General features: G+C 57.1%; 19 protein-coding genes, 1 tRNA gene and 2 pseudogenes. 10 read left to right on the top strand and 12 right to left on the bottom strand.

Annotated elements, in window-relative coordinates; genetic code table 11:
* Positions 1-162: 162 nt before the first annotated feature.
* Positions 163-615, top strand: coding sequence for a GatB/YqeY domain-containing protein (locus tag PL599_RS05090; RefSeq protein WP_077983088.1), 453 nt, complete (start codon positions 163-165; stop codon positions 613-615).
* Between the two features lie 381 nt (positions 616-996).
* On the opposite strand, the gene PL599_RS05085 is transcribed toward PL599_RS05090, so the two are convergent.
* On the bottom strand, positions 997-1,329 hold the full coding sequence (locus tag PL599_RS05085; RefSeq protein ID WP_142911709.1) for a BrnA antitoxin family protein: 333 nt from the start codon (positions 1,327-1,329) through the stop codon (positions 997-999).
* Positions 1,280-1,465, bottom strand: coding sequence for a BrnT family toxin (locus PL599_RS05080; protein WP_244614211.1), 186 nt, complete (start codon positions 1,463-1,465; stop codon positions 1,280-1,282). Before PL599_RS05080 ends, PL599_RS05085 begins: the two co-directional genes overlap by 50 nt.
* 232 nt (positions 1,466-1,697) lie before the next feature.
* On the opposite strand from PL599_RS05080, the gene dnaG reads away from it, so the two are divergent.
* The 3 genes from dnaG (at position 1,698) to PL599_RS05065 (ending at position 7,242) form a co-directional block, all read left to right on the top strand.
* Positions 1,698-3,683, top strand: a complete 1,986-nt coding sequence (dnaG, locus tag PL599_RS05075) for a DNA primase (RefSeq protein ID WP_271358928.1) — start codon at positions 1,698-1,700, stop codon at positions 3,681-3,683.
* A gap of 393 nt (positions 3,684-4,076) precedes the next feature.
* On the top strand, positions 4,077-6,131 hold the full coding sequence (gene rpoD / locus PL599_RS05070; protein ID WP_077983090.1) for an RNA polymerase sigma factor RpoD: 2,055 nt from the start codon (positions 4,077-4,079) through the stop codon (positions 6,129-6,131).
* Positions 6,132-6,327: 196 nt separating this feature from the next.
* Positions 6,328-7,242: a DUF930 domain-containing protein gene (locus tag PL599_RS05065; protein ID WP_269823776.1), complete on the top strand. Its 915-nt coding sequence runs from the start codon at positions 6,328-6,330 to the stop codon at positions 7,240-7,242.
* A 69-nt stretch (positions 7,243-7,311) separates the two neighbouring features.
* On the opposite strand, the gene PL599_RS05060 is transcribed toward PL599_RS05065, so the two are convergent.
* Positions 7,312-9,864 carry an HWE histidine kinase domain-containing protein gene (locus tag PL599_RS05060; RefSeq protein ID WP_269823747.1) on the bottom strand — a complete coding sequence of 851 codons (2,553 nt, stop codon included), beginning with the start codon at positions 9,862-9,864 and terminating at the stop codon, positions 7,312-7,314.
* A gap of 252 nt (positions 9,865-10,116) precedes the next feature.
* On the opposite strand from PL599_RS05060, the gene PL599_RS05055 reads away from it, so the two are divergent.
* Together PL599_RS05055 and PL599_RS05050 are read left to right on the top strand one after the other, a co-directional pair.
* The gene (locus PL599_RS05055) at positions 10,117-10,539 is read left to right on the top strand and encodes a secondary thiamine-phosphate synthase enzyme YjbQ (protein ID WP_142911705.1); all 423 of its coding nucleotides are present in this window, start codon (positions 10,117-10,119) and stop codon (positions 10,537-10,539) included.
* A gap of 151 nt (positions 10,540-10,690) precedes the next feature.
* Positions 10,691-11,026 (top strand): hypothetical protein, encoded by a 336-nt coding sequence (locus PL599_RS05050; RefSeq protein WP_137410730.1) that lies wholly within the window; start codon positions 10,691-10,693, stop codon positions 11,024-11,026.
* A 167-nt stretch (positions 11,027-11,193) separates the two neighbouring features.
* Here PL599_RS05050 and PL599_RS05045 read toward each other — a convergent pair whose 3' ends face one another.
* Positions 11,194-11,937: an SIMPL domain-containing protein gene (locus PL599_RS05045; RefSeq protein ID WP_077983093.1), complete on the bottom strand. Its 744-nt coding sequence runs from the start codon at positions 11,935-11,937 to the stop codon at positions 11,194-11,196.
* A 178-nt stretch (positions 11,938-12,115) separates the two neighbouring features.
* Between PL599_RS05045 and PL599_RS05040 the strand changes: the two genes are divergently transcribed.
* Positions 12,116-12,191: transfer RNA gene (locus PL599_RS05040), tRNA-Ile, on the top strand.
* A 200-nt stretch (positions 12,192-12,391) separates the two neighbouring features.
* Here the strand turns inward: PL599_RS05040 and PL599_RS22830 are convergent.
* The 3 genes and pseudogenes from PL599_RS22830 to PL599_RS05025 form a co-directional block, all read right to left on the bottom strand.
* Positions 12,392-12,733, bottom strand: a pseudogene (locus PL599_RS22830) (tyrosine-type recombinase/integrase); the annotation flags it as partial.
* Positions 12,734-13,334: 601 nt separating this feature from the next.
* Positions 13,335-13,601 carry a helix-turn-helix transcriptional regulator gene (locus tag PL599_RS05030; RefSeq protein WP_044458832.1) on the bottom strand — a complete coding sequence of 89 codons (267 nt, stop codon included), beginning with the start codon at positions 13,599-13,601 and terminating at the stop codon, positions 13,335-13,337.
* Between the two features lie 10 nt (positions 13,602-13,611).
* Positions 13,612-13,821, bottom strand: a complete 210-nt coding sequence (locus PL599_RS05025; RefSeq protein WP_269823697.1) for a helix-turn-helix domain-containing protein — start codon at positions 13,819-13,821, stop codon at positions 13,612-13,614.
* 96 nt (positions 13,822-13,917) lie between these two features.
* On the opposite strand from PL599_RS05025, the gene PL599_RS05020 reads away from it, so the two are divergent.
* Positions 13,918-14,328, top strand: coding sequence for a helix-turn-helix domain-containing protein (locus PL599_RS05020; protein ID WP_269823696.1), 411 nt, complete (start codon positions 13,918-13,920; stop codon positions 14,326-14,328).
* A gap of 370 nt (positions 14,329-14,698) precedes the next feature.
* On the opposite strand, the gene PL599_RS05015 is transcribed toward PL599_RS05020, so the two are convergent.
* From PL599_RS05015 to PL599_RS04995, 5 genes and pseudogenes are all read right to left on the bottom strand, one after another.
* Positions 14,699-15,439 (bottom strand): M48 family metallopeptidase, encoded by a 741-nt coding sequence (locus tag PL599_RS05015; RefSeq protein WP_269823695.1) that lies wholly within the window; start codon positions 15,437-15,439, stop codon positions 14,699-14,701.
* Positions 15,436-18,405, bottom strand: coding sequence for a type I restriction endonuclease subunit R (locus PL599_RS05010; RefSeq protein WP_271358926.1), 2,970 nt, complete (start codon positions 18,403-18,405; stop codon positions 15,436-15,438). The genes PL599_RS05015 and PL599_RS05010 overlap by 4 nt, the downstream gene beginning before the upstream one ends.
* A 113-nt stretch (positions 18,406-18,518) precedes the next feature.
* Positions 18,519-19,703 (bottom strand): annotated as a pseudogene (locus PL599_RS05005) (restriction endonuclease subunit S); the annotation flags it as partial.
* Entirely contained in the window at positions 19,693-21,288 is a 1,596-nt protein-coding gene (locus PL599_RS05000) for a type I restriction-modification system subunit M (protein ID WP_269823692.1), read from the bottom strand. The gene PL599_RS05000 and the pseudogene PL599_RS05005, both read right to left, overlap by 11 nt.
* Positions 21,289-21,296: 8 nt before the next feature.
* Positions 21,297-21,920: a restriction endonuclease subunit S gene (locus PL599_RS04995; RefSeq protein WP_269823691.1), complete on the bottom strand. Its 624-nt coding sequence runs from the start codon at positions 21,918-21,920 to the stop codon at positions 21,297-21,299.
* Positions 21,921-22,087: 167 nt separating this feature from the next.
* Here PL599_RS04995 and PL599_RS04990 point away from each other — a divergent pair, with 167 nt between their 5' ends.
* On the top strand, positions 22,088-22,339 hold the full coding sequence (locus tag PL599_RS04990) for a hypothetical protein (protein WP_269823780.1): 252 nt from the start codon (positions 22,088-22,090) through the stop codon (positions 22,337-22,339).
* Positions 22,340-22,472: 133 nt separating this feature from the next.
* The gene (locus PL599_RS04985; RefSeq protein ID WP_269823690.1) at positions 22,473-22,760 is read left to right on the top strand and encodes a DUF3892 domain-containing protein; all 288 of its coding nucleotides are present in this window, start codon (positions 22,473-22,475) and stop codon (positions 22,758-22,760) included.
* Positions 22,761-22,817: the final 57 nt, after the last annotated feature.

The raw sequence follows: 22,817 nt of genomic DNA, 5'->3' as shown, positions 1-22,817 counted from the left end.
CCGCAGGGCCAAGATTTACGCGGAATTAAACCACCGTATTTTCAAGGTCTTATGCATTTGATTTGCTTGAGCGTGTCTGCTCGTTTATGTCGTTTCGCAAAATGAGGTGGAAAGTTTCCGTATCAAGACGCTGCGGAAAGCGCTTTCCCAAGGAGAAGAAAAATGATGCGCGACACGTTCGCAACCGCTTTGAAGGACGCATTGAAGGGTCGTGATGCACGCCGCACCTCGACCGTGCGTCTCATCCAGACTGCCATCAAGGATCGCGATATCGCCAATCGCGGCGTGGGCAAGGACCCCGTCAGCGACGAAGATATCATGCAGATTCTGACCAAGATGGTGAAGCAGCGGGAAGAATCCGCAAATATCTATGAAGGCGCCGGCCGTCCCGAGCTTGCCGCTCAGGAGCGCGAGGAAATCGTCATCATCAAGGAATTCATGCCGGAGGAAATCCCGGCCGAGAAGGTGCGCGAACTCTGCCAAGCCGTCATCGCCGAGACCGGCGCCGCCGGCCTGCGCGACATGGGCAAGTGCATGAACGCGCTGAAGGAGCGTTATCCCGGCCAGATCGACTTCGCGAAGGCTTCCGGCGTCGTCAAGGATTTGCTGAAGTAAGTTCAGGGATCCAAGCACTTCCAGGAAAAGTGGAACCCGGTTTTCCGTCCGGAAATGGGCCAAAACAAAGAGTAAGAGTATTTTCGCGATTCGAAGATAAGCGAAAAACACTCTAAAAAGTAAAGGCAGGGCAGATGTCGGCTGCCCTGCCTTTTTTCTGTCGACAAAAACGCATTCCGGCGGATCAGAATGCTCTCAAACGCAGGCGTTTTTCGGGGGACGTGCCTGCGGGCGTCGGCAGATTTCTGCGATTTCGTTTCTTTGACTGTGGCTATGTTTTTACATCGCGCGGAGAGACTGCTCAAATTACAAAAACATAATTTTTAGTGATGATGCAGTGCCACAAATTTGCCCAAAGCAGGCGAAAGGGCTTTGCCGCCCTTAGCCTTGCCGCTTTTTTTGCTCGTGCACATAGTGGCGCAGGACGGCATTCATGCGCGTTTGATAACCCTTTCCTGTGGCCTTGAAGAAATCCACGACATCCTGATCGACGCGAATGGAAATTGACTGTTTGGGAGTAGGGAAAACCACTTCGGCCTTCGACCAATCGATATCTTCAAAGCCGGCCCAATCGGGATCATCGCGCGTGGCGCGGTCGATATCCTCGTCGGTCAGGGCGTCGACGCGCGCCCAGTCGGTCGCGCTCTTCTCGCCGCGCGCGCGCTTAGCGCGAATTTCTTCCAGGGTAGTTCGCATTATAGAGTTGTTGCTCATTTTTTCTCGCCGCGCGCGCCGATATGATCCGACATGTCTCGCCCCGCATCGTATAAACGACAGCTATGAGGCGCCCCGTGAATGGGCAAATAGCGCGTATGCGAACCTCTCCATTTTGGTCAGAAGGTAATTCGATATGAGGCTCGAACAGTGCCTCGACTGCGTCCTCGAAATCGATTCCATGCGCTGCCTACAACTGATGTCAGTTCATAGGCACTCATGCGTCGAATATGTATATACACCCGTATGTTCTTCTGTATATACACCATGTCAATGCCGCCTGTGAATAGTGGGTATTGTTTATCTCTCCATTTTGTATTGCGGCTCTTATGCGCTTATATGAAAGACTGGCCTCGAACAGGTAACCCATGCGCTTTTCCAATTCTTTCCTCGATGAGATACGCGACCGCGTGAGCATCTCCGATGTGATCGGCCGACGTGTGTCCTGGGATAAGAAGAAGACCAATACGTCGCGCGGGGATTATTGGGCCTGCTGCCCGTTCCATGGCGAGAAAAGCCCGAGCTTCCATTGCGAGGATCGCAAGGGGCGCTACCATTGCTTCGGTTGCGGCGTTTCCGGCGATCACTTCCGCTTTCTGACCGAGCTTGAGGGCTTAAATTTTCCGGAGGCCGTGCAGCAGATCGCCGACATGGCCGGCATTTCCATGCCGCAGCCCGATCCGCAGGCGGAAAAGCGGGAACGCGAGCGGACCTCGCTGCAGGACGTCATGGAAATGGCGACGCTGTTCTTTCAGGATCAGCTGCAAACGGCGCTTGGCGCTCGGGCGCGGGCTTACTTGCGTGATCGTGGGCTGACCGGGCGCACCATCGAGACGTTCCGGCTGGGTTATGCGCCCGATAGCCGCAATGCGCTGAAGGAGCATCTGGCGAGCAAGGGTGTGACGAAGGAGCAGATGGAAGCCTGCGGGCTGGTGGTGCATGAGAATGTGCCCGTCTCCTATGACCGGTTCCGCGACCGGATCATGTTCCCGATCCTGTCGTCACGGGAAAAGGTGATTGCTTTCGGCGGCCGCGCCATGGCGGCGGATGCGGTGGCGAAATATCTCAATTCCAACGAGACCGAGCTCTTTCACAAGGGCAATGTTCTCTATAATTTCGCCCGCGCACGGCGCGCCTCGCAGGCGGCAGGCGGTTCGGTCATTGCCGTCGAAGGTTACATGGATGTTATCGCGCTCTATCAGGCGGGTGTGGAAAATGCCGTCGCGCCGCTCGGCACGGCGCTGACCGAAAGCCAGCTCGACCTTCTCTGGAAAATGTCACCGCAGCCGGTCCTCTGCTTCGATGGCGATGGCGCTGGCATTCGCGCCGCAAACCGTGCGGCCGATCTCGCCTTACCGCATATCAAGCCGGATCGTTCCGTCAGCTTCGCGCTTCTGCCCGATGGCAAGGACCCGGACGATCTCGTGCGGCTGGAGGGGCGTGCGCCCTTCGACCGGGTGCTTTCGGAAGCCAAGCCGCTTGCCGCGATGATCTGGAGCCGTGAGACCTCCGGCGTCACTTTCGATACGCCGGAAAAGCGCGCCCAGCTCGAAAGCCGGCTGCGGCAGATCGTGGCCGTGATCGGCGACGAGACGGTGCGCCGCTTTTACCAACAGGATATGCGCGAGAGGCTGAACGGCTTTTTCCAGCCGCGTTTTCAGCAGGGCGGAGCACAGGGCGGCAATTTCCGTCGCAATGGCGCTCAGCCGGCGGGACGCGGTTTCCAGCGCAATGCGCCGGGGCGGGGCGGGGCGATGGCCGCACCGGCCAGCAGCATTTCAGACCGGCTGGCGCAATCGGGTCTCGTCAGGGGTTACCAGACCAAGCCTTCGCTCCGGGAAAGCGTTCTCGCCATCACCATCGTCAATCATCCCGAATTGCTGCTCGAGGAATATGACGAGATCGCCGCCATCGATTACGAGAACCGCGATCTGCAGCGCCTGTGGTCGAAGGTGCTGACATATGCGGCGGAAAGTGCGGCGGATATTTCGCGGGCCGGGTTGATCGAGCGCCTGTCGCAACAGGGTTTCGAGGTGCTTCTGAAGGCGATGGATCAGCAGGTTCGCAATGCCCGCCTGTGGACGGCGACGGAGCAGGCGGCGATGGAGGATGCGCGCGAGGGATACGTGCAGGCTCTTTCCCTGCATAAGAGGACGAAATCCCTGCTCTGGCAAAAAAAGGAACTGGAGCGCGAAATCGCCGAAGCGACAGACGACGAGCGCGGCACACTTCTGGTGCGGGCGCTGGCCGAAGTTCAGCTTGAAATCGGTCGTATGGAAAATCAGGAGGCTATCATCGATGGTTTCGGGGTCATGTCCGGCCGGGTGAAGGGGCCGGCCTTCGGCCATGGCTGAGAGGCCTGGCCAAGAATTGAAAGGCGGGTGGGGTTGCCTTTTGCGGCAGGCGTCCTAAATAGGGGTTAGTCTGGTGATAACCCGCAAAATGCGGCTCTTTTTAAGAATTTCCTTGGCTGTCTCGCCCTTAAAGGCTTGACGGGGCGGGAAATAGCGGGAATCACCATTTCATGAATAGTAAAGTGGAATGAGCCTTGGCGGATAGAAATTGCATGAGCAAGCATTTCCGGGTGCACTGTCTTTGCATTCTGCCTGAGGCTGCCGTGGTTAATCGGCAATTAAAGATCACTCCGTTAGGTGTCTGACAGTGATTCGCGGCAAACGCTGGATGCTCAAGGGGCGGACGGCGATGCTGCGGAACAGGTGTTAGCGTCAGGGAAAGCGACGAGATAGATGGCAACCAAAGTCAAAGAAAACGAAGAAGCAGAAAACGAACGCGACGGTGCGACGGACGGCCCGCTTCTCGACCTTTCGGATGACGCGGTCAAGAAAATGATCAAGGCCGCCAAGAAGCGCGGCTATGTAACGATGGACGAGTTGAATTCCGTCCTGCCGTCCGAAGAGGTGACCTCCGAGCAGATCGAGGACACGATGGCGATGCTGTCCGACATGGGCATCAACGTCATCGAGGACGAGGACGCCGAGGAAGCTGCCGGCAGTGACGACGACGGCGATTCCGATGGTGAGGAATCCGAGGGCGGCGAACTCGCTCCTTCCGGCGGCACCGCGCTTGCGACCGCAAAGAAGAAAGAACCGACCGACCGCACTGACGACCCCGTGCGCATGTATCTGCGTGAGATGGGTTCCGTCGAGCTTCTGTCGCGCGAAGGCGAAATCGCCATTGCCAAGCGCATCGAGGCCGGCCGTGAAACTATGATTTCCGGCCTGTGCGAAAGCCCGCTGACGTTTCAGGCGCTGATTATCTGGCGCGACGAACTCAACGAAGGTACGACGCTGCTGCGTGAGATCATCGATCTCGAAACCACCTATTCCGGTCCGGAAGCCAAGGCGGCTCCCCAGTTCCAGAGTCCGGAAAAGATCGAGGCCGACCGCAAGGCCGCCGAAGAGAAGGAAAAGACCCGCAAGCTGCGTGCACCTTCCGGTGACGATGACGTGACGGATGTGGGTGGTGACGGCCTTCCGCCAGAAGAGGAAGAAGAGGACGACGACGAGTCCAATCTTTCGCTTGCCGCGATGGAAGCCGAACTGCGCCCGCAGGTCATGGAAACGCTCGACACCATCGCCGACACCTACAAGAAGCTGCGCAAGCTTCAGGATCAGCAGGTGGAAGCGCGTCTCGCCTGCACCGGCACCCTGTCTTCCGGCCAGGAGCGTCGGTACAAGGAACTGAAGGATCAGCTGATCACGGCCGTCAAGTCGCTGTCGCTGAACCAGAACCGTATCGACAGCCTTGTCGAGCAGCTCTACGATATTTCCAAGCGCCTGATGCAGAATGAAGGCCGGCTGCTGCGCCTTGCCGAATCCTATGGCGTCAAGCGTGACAGCTTCCTTGAGCAGTATCACGGTGCGGAACTCGATCCGAACTGGATGAAGTCGATTGCCAATCTGGCCGCCCGCGGCTGGAAGGAATTCGCTCGCGAGGAAAGCAACACGATCCGGGAAATCCGTCAGGAAATCCAGAACCTCTCCACGGAAACCGGCATTTCCATCGCCGAATTCCGCCGCATCGTTTCGATGGTGCAGAAGGGCGAGCGCGAAGCGCGGATCGCCAAGAAGGAGATGGTCGAGGCCAACCTGCGTCTGGTGATCTCGATTGCGAAGAAATACACCAATCGCGGTCTGCAGTTCCTCGATCTCATTCAGGAAGGCAATATCGGCCTGATGAAGGCGGTTGATAAGTTCGAATATCGCCGTGGTTACAAGTTCTCGACCTATGCGACCTGGTGGATCAGGCAGGCGATCACCCGTTCGATTGCCGACCAGGCCCGCACGATCCGTATTCCGGTGCATATGATCGAAACGATCAACAAGATCGTTCGCACGTCGCGCCAGATGCTGCACGAGATCGGCCGCGAACCGACCCCGGAAGAGCTGGCCGAGAAGCTCGCCATGCCGCTTGAAAAGGTGCGCAAGGTTCTGAAGATTGCCAAGGAGCCGATTTCGCTCGAAACCCCCGTGGGTGACGAAGAAGATTCGCATCTCGGTGACTTCATCGAGGATAAGAATGCGCTGCTGCCGATCGACGCCGCCATTCAGGCGAACCTGCGCGAGACGACCACCCGCGTTCTCGCTTCGCTGACGCCGCGTGAAGAACGTGTTCTGCGCATGCGTTTCGGCATCGGCATGAACACCGACCATACGTTGGAAGAAGTCGGCCAGCAGTTCTCGGTGACGCGCGAACGTATCCGCCAGATCGAGGCGAAGGCGCTGCGCAAGCTGAAGCATCCGAGCCGTTCGCGAAAGCTCCGGAGCTTCCTCGACAGCTAAGCTGTTTATTTCTTTTAAAATTGAACCCGGTCAGTCACCTCTGGCCGGGTTTTTTGTTTCCCGCACTGGCGAACTCTGCGACAAGCCCTATGTGTGAAACATATCGCTTTCCGCTTTGCCGGAAATGCTCGGTTTCGATTTGGTTCGATTGATGCAACAGGTTTCGGCAAGCAGGTGGAAAGGGAAGGGATGGGCAGTGCCCATCTCCGTGCTGCTGCATCTGGCCGTTGTCGCACTGTTCTTTTTTGAATTGCCGGAGCGGATAGCCGAACCGCAGGAGCCGGAGAGCGTCAGCGTCGAACTCGTGCCGCCGCCCGAGGAAAAAAAGGCGGAAGAGGCCCCTCCGCCGGCTGCGGCGGCGAAAGAGGAGAAACCGCAACCTTCGCCACCGCCACCCGCACCGCCAAAAGAAGAGGTGAAACCTGTTCCGCAGCCGCAGGCGACATTGCCGTCCATCTCCATGCGGCCGGAGGAGATGCGGGCAGACCCCGAAGACAAGCCCGGCAAGACGGAAGACGCGGAAAAGAGCGACGCCACAGCGGAACCAGCTAGCCAGCCGGAGAAAACGGCTGAGGAAAAGCCCGCGCCTGTTGCCGCCAACAGCGATCTCAAGGCTTCCGCCGAACAGGGGGAGATCGCGGTTTCGCCGACGAGCGAGGAGCCCCCCCTTGAGCAACCGCCTGTGCCGCAGGCGAAACCGTCTGAGGAAAAGCCCTCCGATGCAAAGGAAAACAAGCCTGCGAAACTTCCTGCGGCTAAGAGCCTGCTGTCATCGTCTCTGCTGACGCCGGCGCAGAGACGGCAGATGTTCGGGGACCTTCCTCCACGTCGTCGTATCGTGCAACTTTGCCAAGCCGAAGCGCTGGCGCAAATAAGGGAGGTTTATGCTGATACTCGCGGCATGTACGCTTTTTCCGACACGGGTGGACGCATAACTGGCAATTTGCTTGACGCTACCGGCGGTGCATTCAACGTCGACGACAGCTGGCGCGATGTCACGTTTCAATGTGAGGTGGACGTCGACAACTACGCGGTGACTGCCTTTAGAATTAAGATAGGGGATGTCATTACGCCGGCTGAAGCAGCGAAACGAGGGTTCACCGGACGGTAGAAGTAATTCCCAGGCGCCACCGGACGCGCCCACCCGAGTAAAAACAATCTTGCCCCTATCTCTGATCGCTCAAACCCGCTCCGGATCCCCCACCAATACCCCGATCCCCGCCATCAGCGCATCCTCGTCATAGGGCTTGCGGATCACCGGGACGGCGCCGAATTCATCCGGCACCATGCTGCCATCCGCATAACCGGTGGCGAACATGAACGGAATGCCACGGCGGTGAAGTTCGCGGGCGACGGGGATCGAGGTATCGGAGCCGAGATTGATGTCGAGAATGGCGACGTCAGGCACATAGCTTTTCAGCTTTTCAAGTGCCATGGCCGACGAGGTCGCGGTTTCGATTGCCTTGATGCCATTATCTTCCAGCATGTTCTCGACATCCATGGCGATCAGCATCTGGTCTTCGACGAGTAAGACTTTCAATGGCTCCTCCCGGTTATAGCGTCTGGGCTGCGGCGCAATTTCAAGTTCGGTTCGCGTGTCGGTACTTGCCGTGGCCGACGAGACGTGACGGGAGGGCAGGAAAATTTCCGCCTCCAGCCCATCCGGCAGATAGCGCATGGTGCTGCGCCCACCGAGGTCATAAGGAATACTGCGGCTGATGAGTGCCGTACCGAAACCGGCGCGCGATGGCGTCGGCAGTTTGGTCGGCAGGATTTCACGCCACTCGATCTCGCAATCGCGGTTCTCGTTGATGTCCCAGCGCACATGCAATTGCCCGCCATTTTGCGAAAGCGCGCCGTATTTGGCGGCATTCGTCGCAAGTTCGTGCAGCACCAACGCCATCACCGAGAAAGCGCGGGAATCGAGTGTGACCTGGGGGCCTTCAAGCTTCACCGTCGTTTCCGGAGAGCGATGCGGCGACAGTTCGGCCTCCAGCAGGTCGCGCAGCGCGCCGCCGCCTTCGCCGCGAATGATCTGGTCATGGGCAAAGGACAATGCCTGAATGCGGCCCTTCAGGGCGGTCACATATTCCTGCAAGGTCTTGCCCTCCTGCGAGGGATTGCCGACCAGCGATTTGATGATGGCCAGAACATTCTTGACGCGGTGGTTGAGCTCCTCGTTCAGCATGCGCTGACGCACTTCCGCGCGTTCCCTCTCGCCCGCCATCAGCTCGCTGTGATGGAATGCGACCTCGACCAGCGCAATTCTCGCCGCTTCCGCGATCTCCCGGTCGGCTTCCGACCAGGGCTGCGCCTGCAAGCGGACCGTCTCTTTCCAGATCGCAAAGCTCTTGCGCGGGGTAAGGCGGTCGCCCATCGGGCCGGTCTCATAGGATTTTTCAGGATTGCCGGCCCAGTTCAGATTTTGCACGATCTCCTTGCGGAAAAACAGCAGATAGTCGTTTTTCACCTGCGACAGCGGAATGGCGAGCATTCCAGCTGCCGTGCCGGCATAGATTTCCGCCTCCGGTATGGCCTGCGATAGCGCATGCGTCGCCCAGACCTTGCCTTCCGAAGCCGAAGCGACAAAACGCGCCAGCCTTGGAATGGCATTATGCGGCGGCGTTGCGCCATGGCCGTGCCAGTTGTTATCGACCCAGAGCCCAACGCCGTCGCAGGGCATCAGATCGGCAAAATCCTGAAAGCTGTCGACCAGCAGTTCTTCAATGTTGGCGTGATGGGCGGCAAGCTGAAGGAAGCGGTCAAGAGCGGCATGGGCATGGTTGACGGTATCGAGCCTGCGCTTCTGCTTTAGAACCTGCAAATGCATGGAGAAAAACTCTCCGAACATTTCAGCGGCGATCCGGACTGGCATCGTCAGCACGCGCGGAGAATAATGGTGGCAGGCGATCAGGCCCCATAGCGCACCGTCGACAATCACCGAAATCGACATGGAAGCCGCAACACCCATGTTGCGAAGATATTCGCAATGGATGGGCGAGACGCTGCGCAGATGCGCGAAGGACATATCGAGCGGCTCGCCGGAGGCATCGACAACCGGCAGGACGGGAACACGGGCGCCGCTGGCATCCGAGATAATGCGCAGCGTATTTTTGAGATAAAGCGCGCGGGCCTGCTGCGGAATGTCGCTGGCGGGGAAATATTGCCCGAGAAAGCTTTCCAGCTCCGGCTGCTTCGCTTCCGACAAGACCTTGCCTGCGCCATCCTCCTCGAAGCGGTAGATCATCACCCGGTCATAGCCGAGCGTCGCCTTTATCAGCCGCGTCGTTCTGGAGATCAGGCTTTCGACGCTGTCCGCTTCGCGGATGCGGTCCACCATCTTGCGCGCGGTGCCGAGCGGCTGCGTCTCGTTGCGGGAGGGTTCGAATTCGATGATCGTGGTGGATTTGTAGCGGTGGAGCGAAATGTCGAAGCCGCGACCGTCGCTCATTTCCACGGCGGGCAGCATGGCGGGACGCGTGGTTCTGCCGGTGACGGTGAGCGCATTGCGGAGATCGTGGACAAGTTTTTTGCCGAGCACCTCCTCGGCGGTTTTGCCGTTGATGTCGCCTTCGACGCCCAGCATTTCGCGGCAGTTTTCAGAATGCCGCAGCACCATGCGCATGGCGTTATCGCAGGCGATGAGGCAGCCATGCGGTTGAATATAGCCTGGGATGTGGATGGGTTCGCGGTCGCAATTGGTCAGATCGACATGATAATCACTGGGTGCCATGAATCAGTCTTTCGCACCCTGTGTCTGTCTTGGACGAGGACCATTGTGTTCGTAAAGAAAAGGGTAAGCCTGGATAATTCATTCTGACAGTGCCAACCCTTCCCCGTTTTTTGCAACTGTGACACCGGTGTTCCGTTCTGCTTTATGGGCCGTCGTCACGCTATTGTCGTATCCCTTACGTCATCGGATACAAATTGACATGCTGAAACGTTGGTATCGCCGATTTTGTTCCAGCTCAGTGAAGGAAAAAATGTGCCGCAGAGAAAAATCATCGTCGCCACCCGGGGGCAGGGACTTTATGAATTCACATCCGAGGCCAAGGCGTTCGTCAGCCACGCCGGCGTGGAAGAAGGCTTGCTGACGATCTTCGTCCGGCACACATCCTGCTCGCTGCTCATTCAGGAAAATGCCGATCCCGATGTGCGGCGCGATCTCACGGCGTTTTTCTCCCGCCTCGTCCCGCCTTCCGACGATCCCTCCATGCGCTGGATCATCCATACGCTCGAAGGTCCCGACGATATGCCCGCCCATATCAAATCAGCGCTCACCACGGTTTCCATTGGCGTACCGATCAGCGACGGCAGGCTCGTGCTCGGCACCTGGCAGGGCCTTTATCTTTTTGAACATCGTGACCAGCCGCATCGCCGCGAAATCGTGCTGCATATCTCGTCCTGAGATACGGATCCAGAGCGCCATGCTTCGCGTTAAGCACCCTGAACGCCTGCTGAACATTCGGTTCTGTTAATATTCAGGCGGGCGGGTCTAGGGTCTCGTCAATCGCCGGGGGATGTTCCCCTGTAGGCAAAGAAACAAACGGAGTGAGTTCATGTTCAGCACCTTCGCAAAAGCCGGCCTGGCTGCCCTCATCGCCCTCGGTGGAATTTCCGTTACTGCGCCAGCGGCTTCCGCAGGCTCGGACGTTCAGTTCAGGGTTCAGGTTCAGGATGGTTATGGCCATCGCCCCGGCTGGGGTCGTCCGGATCGCCCGCGCCGTGGCTGCTCGCCCTGGCTTGCGGAAGAAAAGGCAGGCCGCATGGGTCTTCGCCGCGCCCGCGTGGTTGATGTGTCGCCGCGCCGTGTCGTGGTGGCAGGCTTCGACCGTCGCGGCCGTGATCGCATCGTTTTCGCCAATGAGCGCGGTTGCCCGGTGATCCGGCGCTAACGGCGTATAGCCTTATCGATCTGCTGATACCCCCGTCCGGCGGAACGATTAAAAAATGCCCCTCGCTTGTCCAAAAAGGCAGGCGAGGGGCATTTCGTTTTGTATCATGCCAATGGCCAAACTTCGGATGGCGAAGAGCGGCACAGGAGTGCCGCCCGCCGCCGATCTTACTGCTCGAGAGCGAAAGTGACGTTGACCACCACGCTGTAGCTGTTCTCGCCCGAAGCGATCGGCACGCTGTCGGCTTCCTTCATCATCGAAGCACGCATCATGCCCGCCGGTACCGGCATCGGGCGCTGCGAGTTCTCGCTGATCTGAATGACGCGGCCAAGCTTCACGCCCGCCGCTTCCGTCAGCGTCTTCGCCTTGGCGAGAGCATCGGCGACGGCCTGCTTGCGGGCCTCGGTCACCGTCGCTTCCGGCTTGTCATTGGTGAAGGTGATGTCGCCGCCCTGGTTGATGCCGAGCTTGACGGAGGTATCGAGGATCGCGCCGAGCTTTTTAAGGTCGCGCACCCGCACGGTCAGGCCGTTGGACACCTGATAGCCGGTGATCTCGGGCGCGACATAGACGCCGTCCTTGGGTTCATAGTGCTTATAGAGCGGTTGCACCGAAAAGTTGCTGGTCTGCAGGTCGCGGTCCTCGATGGCGGCTTCTTTCAGCGCCTTCAGGACATCGGCAAGCGCCTTGGAGTTTTCCGTCAGCGCTGCCGCGGCGGTTTCCGCCTGCTTGACGACACTGAAGGAGAGGATGGCCATATCGGGCGCGATGGCCGCCTGGCCTTCGCCGGAAACACTGATGGTGGCTTCGCGTGGGGTGGTCTCCTGCGCAGAAACCTGGGCGGCGAGCGGCATCATGGCTGCTGCGGTCATTGCGGTGAGTGCGAAAAGGCGAGCCGTTTTTGTCTTCATGGTGTTTCCTCGTTGATTGAGTCCCTTTGAAGGGTATTGCCTTAGATTGTGTAGCTAATACGGCGGCGCTGCTTTGCGAAAGCATCATTGGCTTGTCGGGCTCAAAAAATTACGTTAGAGCGTGACCCACCGGATTCGAGCCATTGCGAACCGGTGCTTCGGACTGATTTTCCGAAAGGGGCCTGTAGCTCAATGGTTAGAGCCGGCGGCTCATAACCGCTTGGTTGGGGGTTCGAGTCCCTCCGGGCCCACCATTTCTTTCTTCGGACTTTGTTTTTCCATCATTTTTTCCTCTATTTGTCTCACCGGAATTCCGGCTCGATGAAAGTGGGACATTATTGCGGGCCACGTAGGTTTTGCGGCGCTCGAAACCGGCATCAATGATGCGCTTGGATTGGGCGGCTTTCGTGTAGTGCTGCGCCATCTTGGAATCAGACCAGCCGAAGATCGCCATCAACTGATGTTCGGTAGCACCTGCCTCGGCGAGGATCGTCGCAGACGCCTTTCTCAGGCCGTGCGCCGAGCATTTCGGCAAATCCGTGTCGTTGCACCACTGGCGCATCTTGTTGCCAAAGCCATCGCCGGTGAACGCCTTGCCATATTCGTTGATGAGGAATGTGGGCTGATCATGCGTGATCTGATCCATGGCCTCGCGAAGCTCGTCTGTAACGGGCAGGCTGATCGACTGCGCGTATTTTTTCGACCCTTTCTGCGGCATGAATTCGATGCGATCTCCGACCAGGTTCCGCCAACCGAGTTTGACAAGGTCTGAGCGTCTAACGCCCAAATTCAGCATCAATTCCATTGCAAGCCGAGCTGTGGAGCCGAGCGGATAGGCTGCGCGATAGCGCGCCACTTCCGCTTCACTCCACGTATGGAAACCGGGAGACTTATGGATTTTGGTGACGCCGTTCGTGGGATTGAATGTCGCCAACTCCGCGCTGATGGCCCAATTGAAGAGCGCCTTCAGGTACTTCACCAGCTTGTCGGCCGCGCCGGGAGTATCACGGCGTTTCATCTGGCTCTTCTCTATGTCGCTCTTGCGCATTTGCTTAAAGGGGTAATTCCCCACCACCTCACAGTAGCGATTGAGAACGCTCTTTTTGTCCTTCTGCGTGGCAGGCGAGTAGCTCTGGAAAGTCTTTGATTGGTAGTAGGTCTCGACCAGCCAGCGAACGGAGCCGGGCTCCAGTCTTGAAATCGGGACCGTCTTTTCACCACGATCGCCGGCCAGCACGCGATGATATTCCTCGGTAAACGCCTGGGTGACGCTGCCGGCCTCGTCCAGATAGGCGGACGTCATGCGATATTTCGGCATGCCTGGCAGGCGGAGATAGAACCGCTCATTGCCGTGCCGGTCGATATCCCGCGAGCAATACTTGAAGGGGACGCGCTGGCTACCCAACCGCGTGATCAAACGGGTTTTCGCCATCGTCTTCGTCTCCGCTCAAGCCCTGTTCTTTAATGTCGTACCAGGACGCCCGGATTTCCTCCGCATCCCAACGGCGCAGTGCGCCGATCTTCACGCCTTTCGGCATAAGGCCACGGCGAACCCAATCGTCAAAGGTGCCCGTCGAGACATCGAGAAGTTCCGCCGCACGGACGCGGCTGACTGCGACCTTGTAAATGGGGCGCGGGGCCAGCGCTTCAGCTTGTTGCTTCATGTGCCGTTCCTCACGCCCTGGAAGCAAGCGCCAAAGCCTTCTGCTTGGGCTCGACCATATTCGCCGCAAGATACTCATCCACGGCGTTTTCCGGCAGAAACAGACTTCCTCCAATCCGTACATGCCGGATTTCCTGCTTGGCGATCAGGTTTCGAATGCGAGCAACTGGCCATCCGGATCGGTCAGCGAGTTGTTTGGGTGATAAAAGCTGAGATTGCATAACTGCCCAACTCCATAGAGATAATTCGACACAAGCCAAAATGGATCATATAATGAATTCAATCGCAATAAAAATATCGCAAATGAGGGAAATTGAGTGCAGTCCGCATTCCTGGTTGAAATGGGGAAACGATTGGCAAGAATCCGAAAAGACTCGGGCTTGAACCAAATTCCCTTCGCGGAGGCGCTCGATATATCACAAAGCGCTTACACGACTTATGAGCGTGGACAACGTGAAATGCCGGCGCGTTTGCTGCGCATCCTTCATGATAAATTCAACGTCAATCCCACTTGGATGATTACCGGAGATGGCAGTCCCTACAACGCAGAGCAAAGCGATCTTCAGCGGGCTGTAGTGGGTTGCGTGGACAGATTTCTTTTGCGGGACGGCAGCCATGTTTCCGACGAAAAACGGACCCGCTTGATCCAATATCTGGTCGATTTCGCCGAGCAGCATGGCGAGTTTACAGAGGAAATTGCAGAAAAATATCTGAGGTCAGCGGTATGAATTACGACAACTATGATGAGAAAGTAATGTTCGGTGTGTATAGTCTCGCGCGCCAAAACGAAAAATTGTCGGCAGAGCGAAGATCTTTGTCAAAGAAAATTAGAATTAGGAAAACAGCTGCTCGGTTGGACAATGTAACAAGAAGATTTCACATAGCTATCGCATTGCTTGCGGTGGGCGGCACGCTCCCTATAGTCGTTCTCACCGGTCGCAGCCGAATTGAAGATCTGCCGATACTGATTTTTTGCCTTTGCCTTTGCGTGAGCGGACTTTTCACGGCCTATCCCGCTAAGAAGGTTCAAGCACGCCAGAATACGTTCCTAAGCCGTTATCGTCCTTATCTGGAATAGCCGAACTGAATGTCCCAGCTTTACCAGGTGTACATATGCCCGTTCCGATCGAGCTGACGTACACGCAATTCATAGTCGGGCATAATTGTCTCAAGTGAACGCCAAAAACGGTGCGAGTGATTGTGCTCCAAGATATGGCAGGACTCATGTGCGATTACGTAGTCCACTAACGCCATGGGCGCCATGACCAGCCGCCAATTCAGCCGTATTCTGCCATGGGCGTCGCAGCTACCCCATCTCTTCGATTGGTCCACGATCTGAATAATTGGTGTAGGTAACCCAAGGAGGTTGGCCATGACCTTCGCCCGCTTGGGAAACTGAAGCTTGGCTTTATCGCGGTACCAGAGACGAAGGCCGCTTCGAACAGAAGATCGGCGAATCGCAGGATCAACGTCCGAAGGCGCTGGGGCAATAAGCAACGCCCCTCGTGCCGTTATCCTGGTGACAAGCGTATTAGTGTCCGGGATGACCTTCAGACGATAAGGCCGCCCCAGATAGTGATAGGTCTCTCCACTGATGAATTCCCTAAGTGGCGGATTTCCCCCGAGTTCCTGATACAAGGCCTGCTTTTTTAGTACCCAAGGCCCTTTTTTCCGAACCAATTCAGTTATGTCGGTGTCATTCACGTCAAAAGGAGCCAAAACGCGCACTCCATCATAGCCAACCGAGATCGCGACCGTCTTGCGTCGCGCCGTCCGTTCCACCGCATAAACGATGCGTTCCCCGCCAAAGTCGAGGATTTGCGTACCGGACGAAGTCATCTCGATAGTCTCGCCCTGGCAACATCCATGATCATAGCCGTGACCGACTCGACTCTTGCTGCGTCCAAGCCCTGTGCTCTCAATTTTTCTTTGATGCCGCGCCTCATCTGGCGCTGCACATCCTCTTTCAACTGCCAATCTACGACAGTTGCATAGCCTTCGAGCGCTCCCGCCAATTCTGATGCGGCATCGGGGCTCGCCTTTCCGTCAAGCGCCGCATCGATGAAAGGAAATATCGCGCCGGCCGTTCCTGACAAACCATGGCTAGCAGACGTCGTTCCAGCCCGAACAGTTGCCACCCGGTCGACAATATCCTGTAAGCGACTAAGCGCACTAGCGGCGGAGACTCTTGCTTCGCGCCGCTCATTAACGATCCGCTCGACTTGCTCCCAAATAGACGCGTAGGCCGTCGGGTTTTCATCTCGGTGAACGTGAATTTCATGCCGGATCGCATGCTCGATTTCCGCGGCTTTCGCCTCAGCGGAAGTCAGCATATCAAGGTGCTGCTTAAATGCGGGATCAAGAATATCTTGCGGCGCAAGCAATTGCTCCACACCGTCGCTCGATAGATAACGTGTGACGATCTCGCCAACTTTCGCGCCATAAGGCTTGGCATCGAATCTTTCTTCACGGTACCGCCGACCAGCGACGGCGCGCAGGCGGGCCAGCCACTTCAAATCAGAGGCGTAGGGCTCCTCCAGCGCTTTCGGGTTGGGCAGGATCATGTCCATCGCCTCGCTGAAGCGCTGGAAGTCGAGTTCGAATTTGGCCCGCACATCGTCTTGCTCCAACTGAGCGAGGCAGGCCTCCTCATCCTGTCTATCGATGCCCTCAAAGAGGCGCATGGCCGCGCGGTGACGACTTTCGAGCAACTGCACCTTATCGCTAAACGAACGCATCGCGTTTAGCACGCCATCTTCTTCTGAAAACAGGTCGAGCGCGGCGCTGATGCGGCGGTTGTCGCCCCAGTAATCGACGACCAGGCCATATGTCTTCCCGTCCGCCGTGCGATTCACGCGGGCGATGGCTTGTAAAAGCGTGTGTTCGCGCAAGGGCGCGTCGAGATAAAGCACCTGCTCGACCGGTGCATCGAAGCCCGTTAACAGCATATCGCAGACGACCAGGATCTTGAGCGGATCATTGGGCCTCTTGAACCGGGCGATTCGATCGTCGCGATCCCGCTTCGAAAGGTGATGCGCTTGCAGCCGCGCACTATCGCTGTTGGAGTTGGACATGATCAGCGCGCACTCGGGCGCGCCGAGCTTACGCAACGTCTCGACATAGCTGACCGCTACGTCGCGGCTGATCGTCACGACCTGAGCCTTGAAGCCGTTGGGCTCGATGACGGTGCGGTAGTGGTCGAGTAAATCGTTTGCGATGGCGTCAATACGGACCTGAGCGCCAGCCAGCTTCTCTTGTAGCCGCGAACCCCGTTTGAGTTTTGCGAATTCGTCGTCGCTCAGTTCGGGAAATGCCTCACGGACAGCCCTTTCCAGGTCCCGTCCCTCGATCCGCAATCGGGCGTCCCGCATCTCATAAAAGATCGGCACCGTCGCGCCGTCTTTCACGGCCTGGTCGATCAGATAGCGGTGCAGATAGTCGCCGAACACCTCACGGGTACTGCGGTCCTTCTTGTCGATGGGCGTGCCGGTGAAAGCGAGCATGCAGGCATTGGGCAGGCCGGCGCGCATCCGGGCGGCTAGCGCGCCATATTGAGTCCGGTGGGCTTCGTCCACCATAACGAACACGTTCTCAGCTTCGGAGATCACCGAGGACCGCTTCGGCACAGCGCTGTGGAACTTGTGGACGGTGGTCAGCACAGTGGTTCCCGCGCCACCCGAGAGCGCTTCGCGCAAGGTCTCTCCGCTGGTTGCCTGAATGGGGTTCGGGAACCCCGAACGCTTGAACTGGGCGGAGATCTGATCATCGAGATCAGTGCGATCGGTGACGATGACCAGCGTCGGATTTTCAGCCTCCGGCAAACGACGCAACTTAGTCGCTAGAAACACCATGGTCAGCGACTTTCCGGAGCCTTGGGTGTGGTGGATCACGCCACCGCGTCGCTTCGGGTCCTGAGCGGATCGAATACGGTCGATGGCCTTGCCGACAGCGACGAACTGCTGATAGCGCGCTAGCTTTTTGATGCGTCGCCCGTCGATCGTCTCGAAGATCACGAAATTTCGCACAAGATCGAGCAGGTTGACAGGATTTAATAGTCCAGCGAGTAGAATGTCTTGGCCGGTTGGCGTGCGCCCCAGCTGAGAGGCGAGTGTATCGAGTGACAGCGGATAGGCGTCCTTCCATTCCGCCCAATGTCTGGTCGGTGTCTGGGTGGTGCCGTACTTTGCCACGTCACGGGCAAGGGCGATCGAGATTTGTGCGGTTTCAAACAACCGCGTCGCGCCGAGTCCGGAAAACTCGTCCCGACCTTCGTATCGGCGAAACTGGCGAATGGCTTCTCCGATTGGGTCGGCCAGCGCCGGCGATTTGCATTCGATGACGGCTAGCGGCAAGCCGTTTACATAAACGATAATGTCAGGGACGATATCCTGTCGCGGCCCTTTGATCGTCACCTGTCGGGCAAACTCGAAGCTATTGGCGGTTACGTTGTCGAAGTCAAAGAACCGCACCGTGCGGTCTTGTCGACGTTCTTTCTCTGTATGAGCTGCATTCACGCCGTATGAGAGCGCGGTGTGGGCTTTCTCGTTGGCCTCCATCAGGTCAACAGCGGCGATACGTGTGATCGATGTGACCACCCGGCGCACCCCATCATTGTCAAGCCAAGGATTAAGGCGGATGAGACATTCGGCGAGCCGGTTGGTTAGCACCGGCTCGGTGGTTAGACCACCGCGCAATTCGCGCACGTCGTCACCGGTCAGGAACCGATAGTCGAACAGGACGCGCAACAGCTCTGCTGCCGGTTCCTCAACCCATTCAATTTCCAGTCTGTCGGTGGCCGCGCTCATGCCGCGCGCTCGGGCTTTTCGCGATGCCTTGCGATCATGCTTTCGGGCAGGCGAAGGCGACCTGAGAGGAGTTCTTGGGCAAGTGCGGCATGAGTTCTCCTTAATTCACTGAGAACGTCTTGCTCATGTTCAATTTGCAAATCAAAGGAAGCGCCGATTTCGCCGATCGTTTTCTGTTCGGGTAGCGGCGGCAGAAGAATTTGAAGTGATTTAAATGTTCCCATGTATATGTCTGGCAGCACGCTACCCGCGACCAGTCGCGACCACTCACGCGACATATGTCGGAATACCTGTTGCAAATAGTAAGGATCGAGCTTCGCCCCGCAAATCCAGTTCGCAAAGTGTTGGCTAGTACACATCTCACGTCCCATTACAGACGCGAGGCCGACATTTGCGGTTCTCTGAAGAACCACAGTTCCGGCAGGCAGCATTCTTGCCGATGAGTTGGCCAACCCTTTTGGCCCAATCTTTTCCGCTGTCTCCGAAATAGTCAGCTTTCCAAGCGCACCAGCATCTTGCAACGAAATCCAGGGAATCGAGCCATCCCAATATGAAGGCTCCTTTCGATCGGGCGTGTGTCCGCTTTCGAGCTTGGCCACTTTCGTTAGGGTCACAAGTTGCCAGTCGCTCGGAATATGGATGACGCCTTCGGCCACGCGGCCCAGTACCCAGCGCGTGGGAATAGGCTGCATGGGTGCTTTGCCGCGACGAACGCCCCGCGTAAGAAGTTCGCGCATGACCGCCCGTTTGGCCTCGCCAATCGCGGTGATCGACGCTTCGCGCACCGTCATGGCGTCTTCCACTATGCCTAAGACCTCGGCAATCGCGCGCTGCTCGGCGAGCGGGGGAAGCGCAAATCGAAATGCCTTCAGATCGCCGAATGAAATCGACTTCCGCCGGTTCACTCCCCCATTGCTGTAAGGATCAAATCGGCCGGAGAGCGCAAACCGCTTCAGGCAGCGGAACAGATAGTCACCACAAACGAGGGCCGAAGAGGCTTCAAAGACCGTATACATTGGGCTAATCAGCCCATGCTCGAAATCCTTCAGCAATGCAATTGACCCCTCATCAAGATGGATCGTTGCATATGCAAACTGCCCCTTCCTCACGATTTTGTAATTGGAAGTGTCCTCACTATGGACGGACCGCGAGAAATACTCGCTCGACCGGACAAAGCCGTTATGCTTCGTCACACTCAAAACAGGAATGTCAGCGGAATCGCGATTTCTTTGAGAGATTTCGCGGGCGATTTGCCCAATTCGAAGTTCCTGCCAGCCTGGCGGGATACTAGACTGCATAGCCCATCTCCTTCAGAAGGGCATTCATACGCGCTGCAGCCTCATCCCGCGCCTTTTCGGCAATCCATAGCTTTTCCAACTCGACTTTCACATCAATCGGCTTTTCCGGCTCCAGCGTATCGATGTAACGGGAGATGTTGAGATTGAAGTCATTCTCCTCGATTTCCTTCAAATCAACGACGCGAAAGAACCGATTGGTCGGTTCGCAAATGGCTTTGCGATGGTTCAGTTCCTGGACGCCCTTAGCCTTCTCGTAAAACGCCCCTTTATCGCCCCATGCCTGAAAGGCGTCGACGATGCGGGTGATGTTGCTCTCTCCCAAGGCATTCTTCTTGGCCCGCTCTTCGAATTCTTTCGCTGCGTGAATGAACAACACCTTGCCCTCACGCGCCTTCGGCTTGTCCTTGTTAAGGATGAGAACGGTCGCAGGGATACCGGTGCCAGCAAATAGGTTTTCCGGTAGGCCGATGATCGCCTCCAATAGGTTGGCTCTCAGCAACCCTTCCCGGATGCGCCCATCGCCCGAGCCCCGAAAAAGCACACCATGCGGCATGACCACGCCGCAGACACCCTTGGACGAGAGGGTTGCCACCATATGTTGAACGAAAGCCATGTCGCCCATGTTCTTCGGCGGAATGCCGTAGATGAAGCGATTAAATCCTGTCTTTTCGTTCTCGCCGGACACGTCGTCCGCGCCCCAACCATCGAGTGAGAAAGGCGGATTGGCGATAACGCGGTCATAGAGGATCAGGTTGCCGTCGGCATCGAGAAGGCGCGGATTGCGGATGGTGTCGCCCTTTTCTATCCTAGCGTCGCGAAGCCCGTGTAAGAGAAGGTTCATCTTGGCGATGGCCCAAGTGCCGAGGTTCTTCTCCTGTCCGTGCAGCGTCACGTTCACCGGCTGTCCCAAGCGTTTGCCTTCGATGTCGGCGATGTGGCGCGCGCTTTCGATCAACATGCCGCCCGAACCACAGGTGGGGTCACTGATGCGCATACCCGGCTTGGGATCAAGCAATTCGACGATCAGGCGCACAACATGATGCGGCGTGTAAAACTCGCCGCCCTTCTTGCCCGCGTCATCGGCGAACTTGTCGATCAGATATTCATAGGCGCGCCCAAGCATGTCCGGCTCGGAAAGGGAGGCGTTCGAAAGGTCAATGCGTGAGAAATGATCGATCAGTCGTGCGAGCACGCCTTCACGGTTCTTTGCATCGCCAAGGCGCGATTCTGAATTGAAGTCGATATTGGCGAGCACGCCCTCAATCGACGGATTGTAGTCCTCGATTGCTGCGCAGGCCTTGTTGAGCTGGTCGCCGATGCCAGTCGTCAGCTTCTTCAATTCTGCCCAGCGCGCCCGTTCGGGTAGGAAGAACTCATGCTCGTCCGGGTCGCTATAGGCAATTTCCGGGCTAAGACCGTTTCGGATGCACTCCTGAGCTTCCTCCTCGAAGCGATCGGAGAGGCGCTTTAAGAAGAGAAAGCCGAAAATGTAAATCTTGTAGTCCGAGCTGTCGATCGATCCGCGAAGAATGTCGGCGGATCGCCACAAATGATTATAAAGCTCGTCCAGCGTAAGTTTGGCCATAGTTCTTCTCATAGTTGTTTGTTGGTGCCGAAGAGGCGCGCGTCGATCAAACGACGGGCAAGAGCGCGACGGATTTCTGCTGCGTCTATGGCGGTGCGATAAGCGGTTTGGGTGTCTGTGACGAGAGCGGCAATTCGCTGCTGCTCATCGACAGGCGGCAAATCGATCTCGATTTTTGCAAGGTCTTTCGGTGACAGCGACAAGAGCGTCGTCGCTCCTCTGCGCAGCACTTCTATCTTTGGGCGGAAGACGTCACTTGAAAGGATGGCAAAAAGGGCTCCCCCCACGGTGGGGGGCTTGGGTCTTATAACGATGACGTTGCCACTGGCGACAGCGCCTGCGGTTTCGCTGCCGACAAGTCCGAATTTCAACAACGTACCTCGGCCCGTGACCAAGACATCGTCTTCCCGAACCGCATAACTGACAGCGCGATTGCGGTCATGGAAGCCGACGGCATCCAACCGCTCTATAGGGGAAACGGCGCCGTCTTGGAGATCACGCACGCCAATCACCGGCAGCTTATCACCAGGGCGCTCAATCGTCTCCTCCCGGGAGACACCGACACCGGCAAACACTTCAGCCACATCCGACAATCGATACGGAGAGAGGCGGTCTTCTTCTATCTTTTCCATGCCAGCAACGTGCCACAAATTCAGATCGCGGTCAATACGATCGCATTTTGTAGCCAGTTACGGAGCTTAATTATCAGATTTCGGCTTGCAAACTGATTTTGAGTCTGCCATATAGGGATAGTCAGGCCGAAAAACCTGACTCAACTTAACTTTATGGAGAAAAATATATGCATACACGCGCCGAGCCGAGCCGGCTCTCACTCACCGAAGCAGACGCAGCCCTCATCAAGGGGATGATTCGCCGAGGCGACCGCCATCACGACATCGCTGCATTTTTTGGCGTAAATCAGGGGCGTATTGCCGAGATCAAGGACGGATCACGGTTCTTAGACGTTCAGTCTGCCGACCCTGACGAGCTTCCGCCGGAGGGGCCGTATCTGACGCCGAAGGTGACTTGGATGGAAAACCGGCTGCGCTAACAACCGGTTTCCAAAGACCAGGGCCGAAGCCCGCTAGTCGTGACTTGAACACTCGCGAAACTAGCTGGCCCTGTTTCAAAAATCAATGACCTGACGCTTCGGGCAGGTCATATTTCTGAGAAAGATCGCCAGAATGGCAGACTATCGTATTGATTGCATTAACAAGCCTGACCGCAACAGCACCCATGAGCACATCACTCATGTTGGTGGGCCGAAGCCTGATGGCTCCGGGCGGTGGCGCGATACCGTCCCGAATGTTGTCGGATTCATCGAGGGTAACACCCACCGTTTCTACACCAAGGAAAACGGGGTTGTGGCTTGGGTTCATGTGCGCGTGAGCCCCAGCGGACGCAAGTACCTTCAGACTCAGGCAGACGGGTACTGGAGCAATAACCTGCTCGCTCTCCAGGAGTGCGGCTAATCCGTCAAGACAGAAGCCTCGCGCCATAGATCGTGGGGCTTCTGTCGCCTGGCAGCA

The organism is Agrobacterium sp. ST15.16.055 (assembly GCF_027956555.1).
GTDB lineage: Bacteria > Pseudomonadota > Alphaproteobacteria > Rhizobiales > Rhizobiaceae > Agrobacterium > Agrobacterium salinitolerans.
This window is presented reverse-complemented; position numbering and strand designations above follow the sequence as displayed.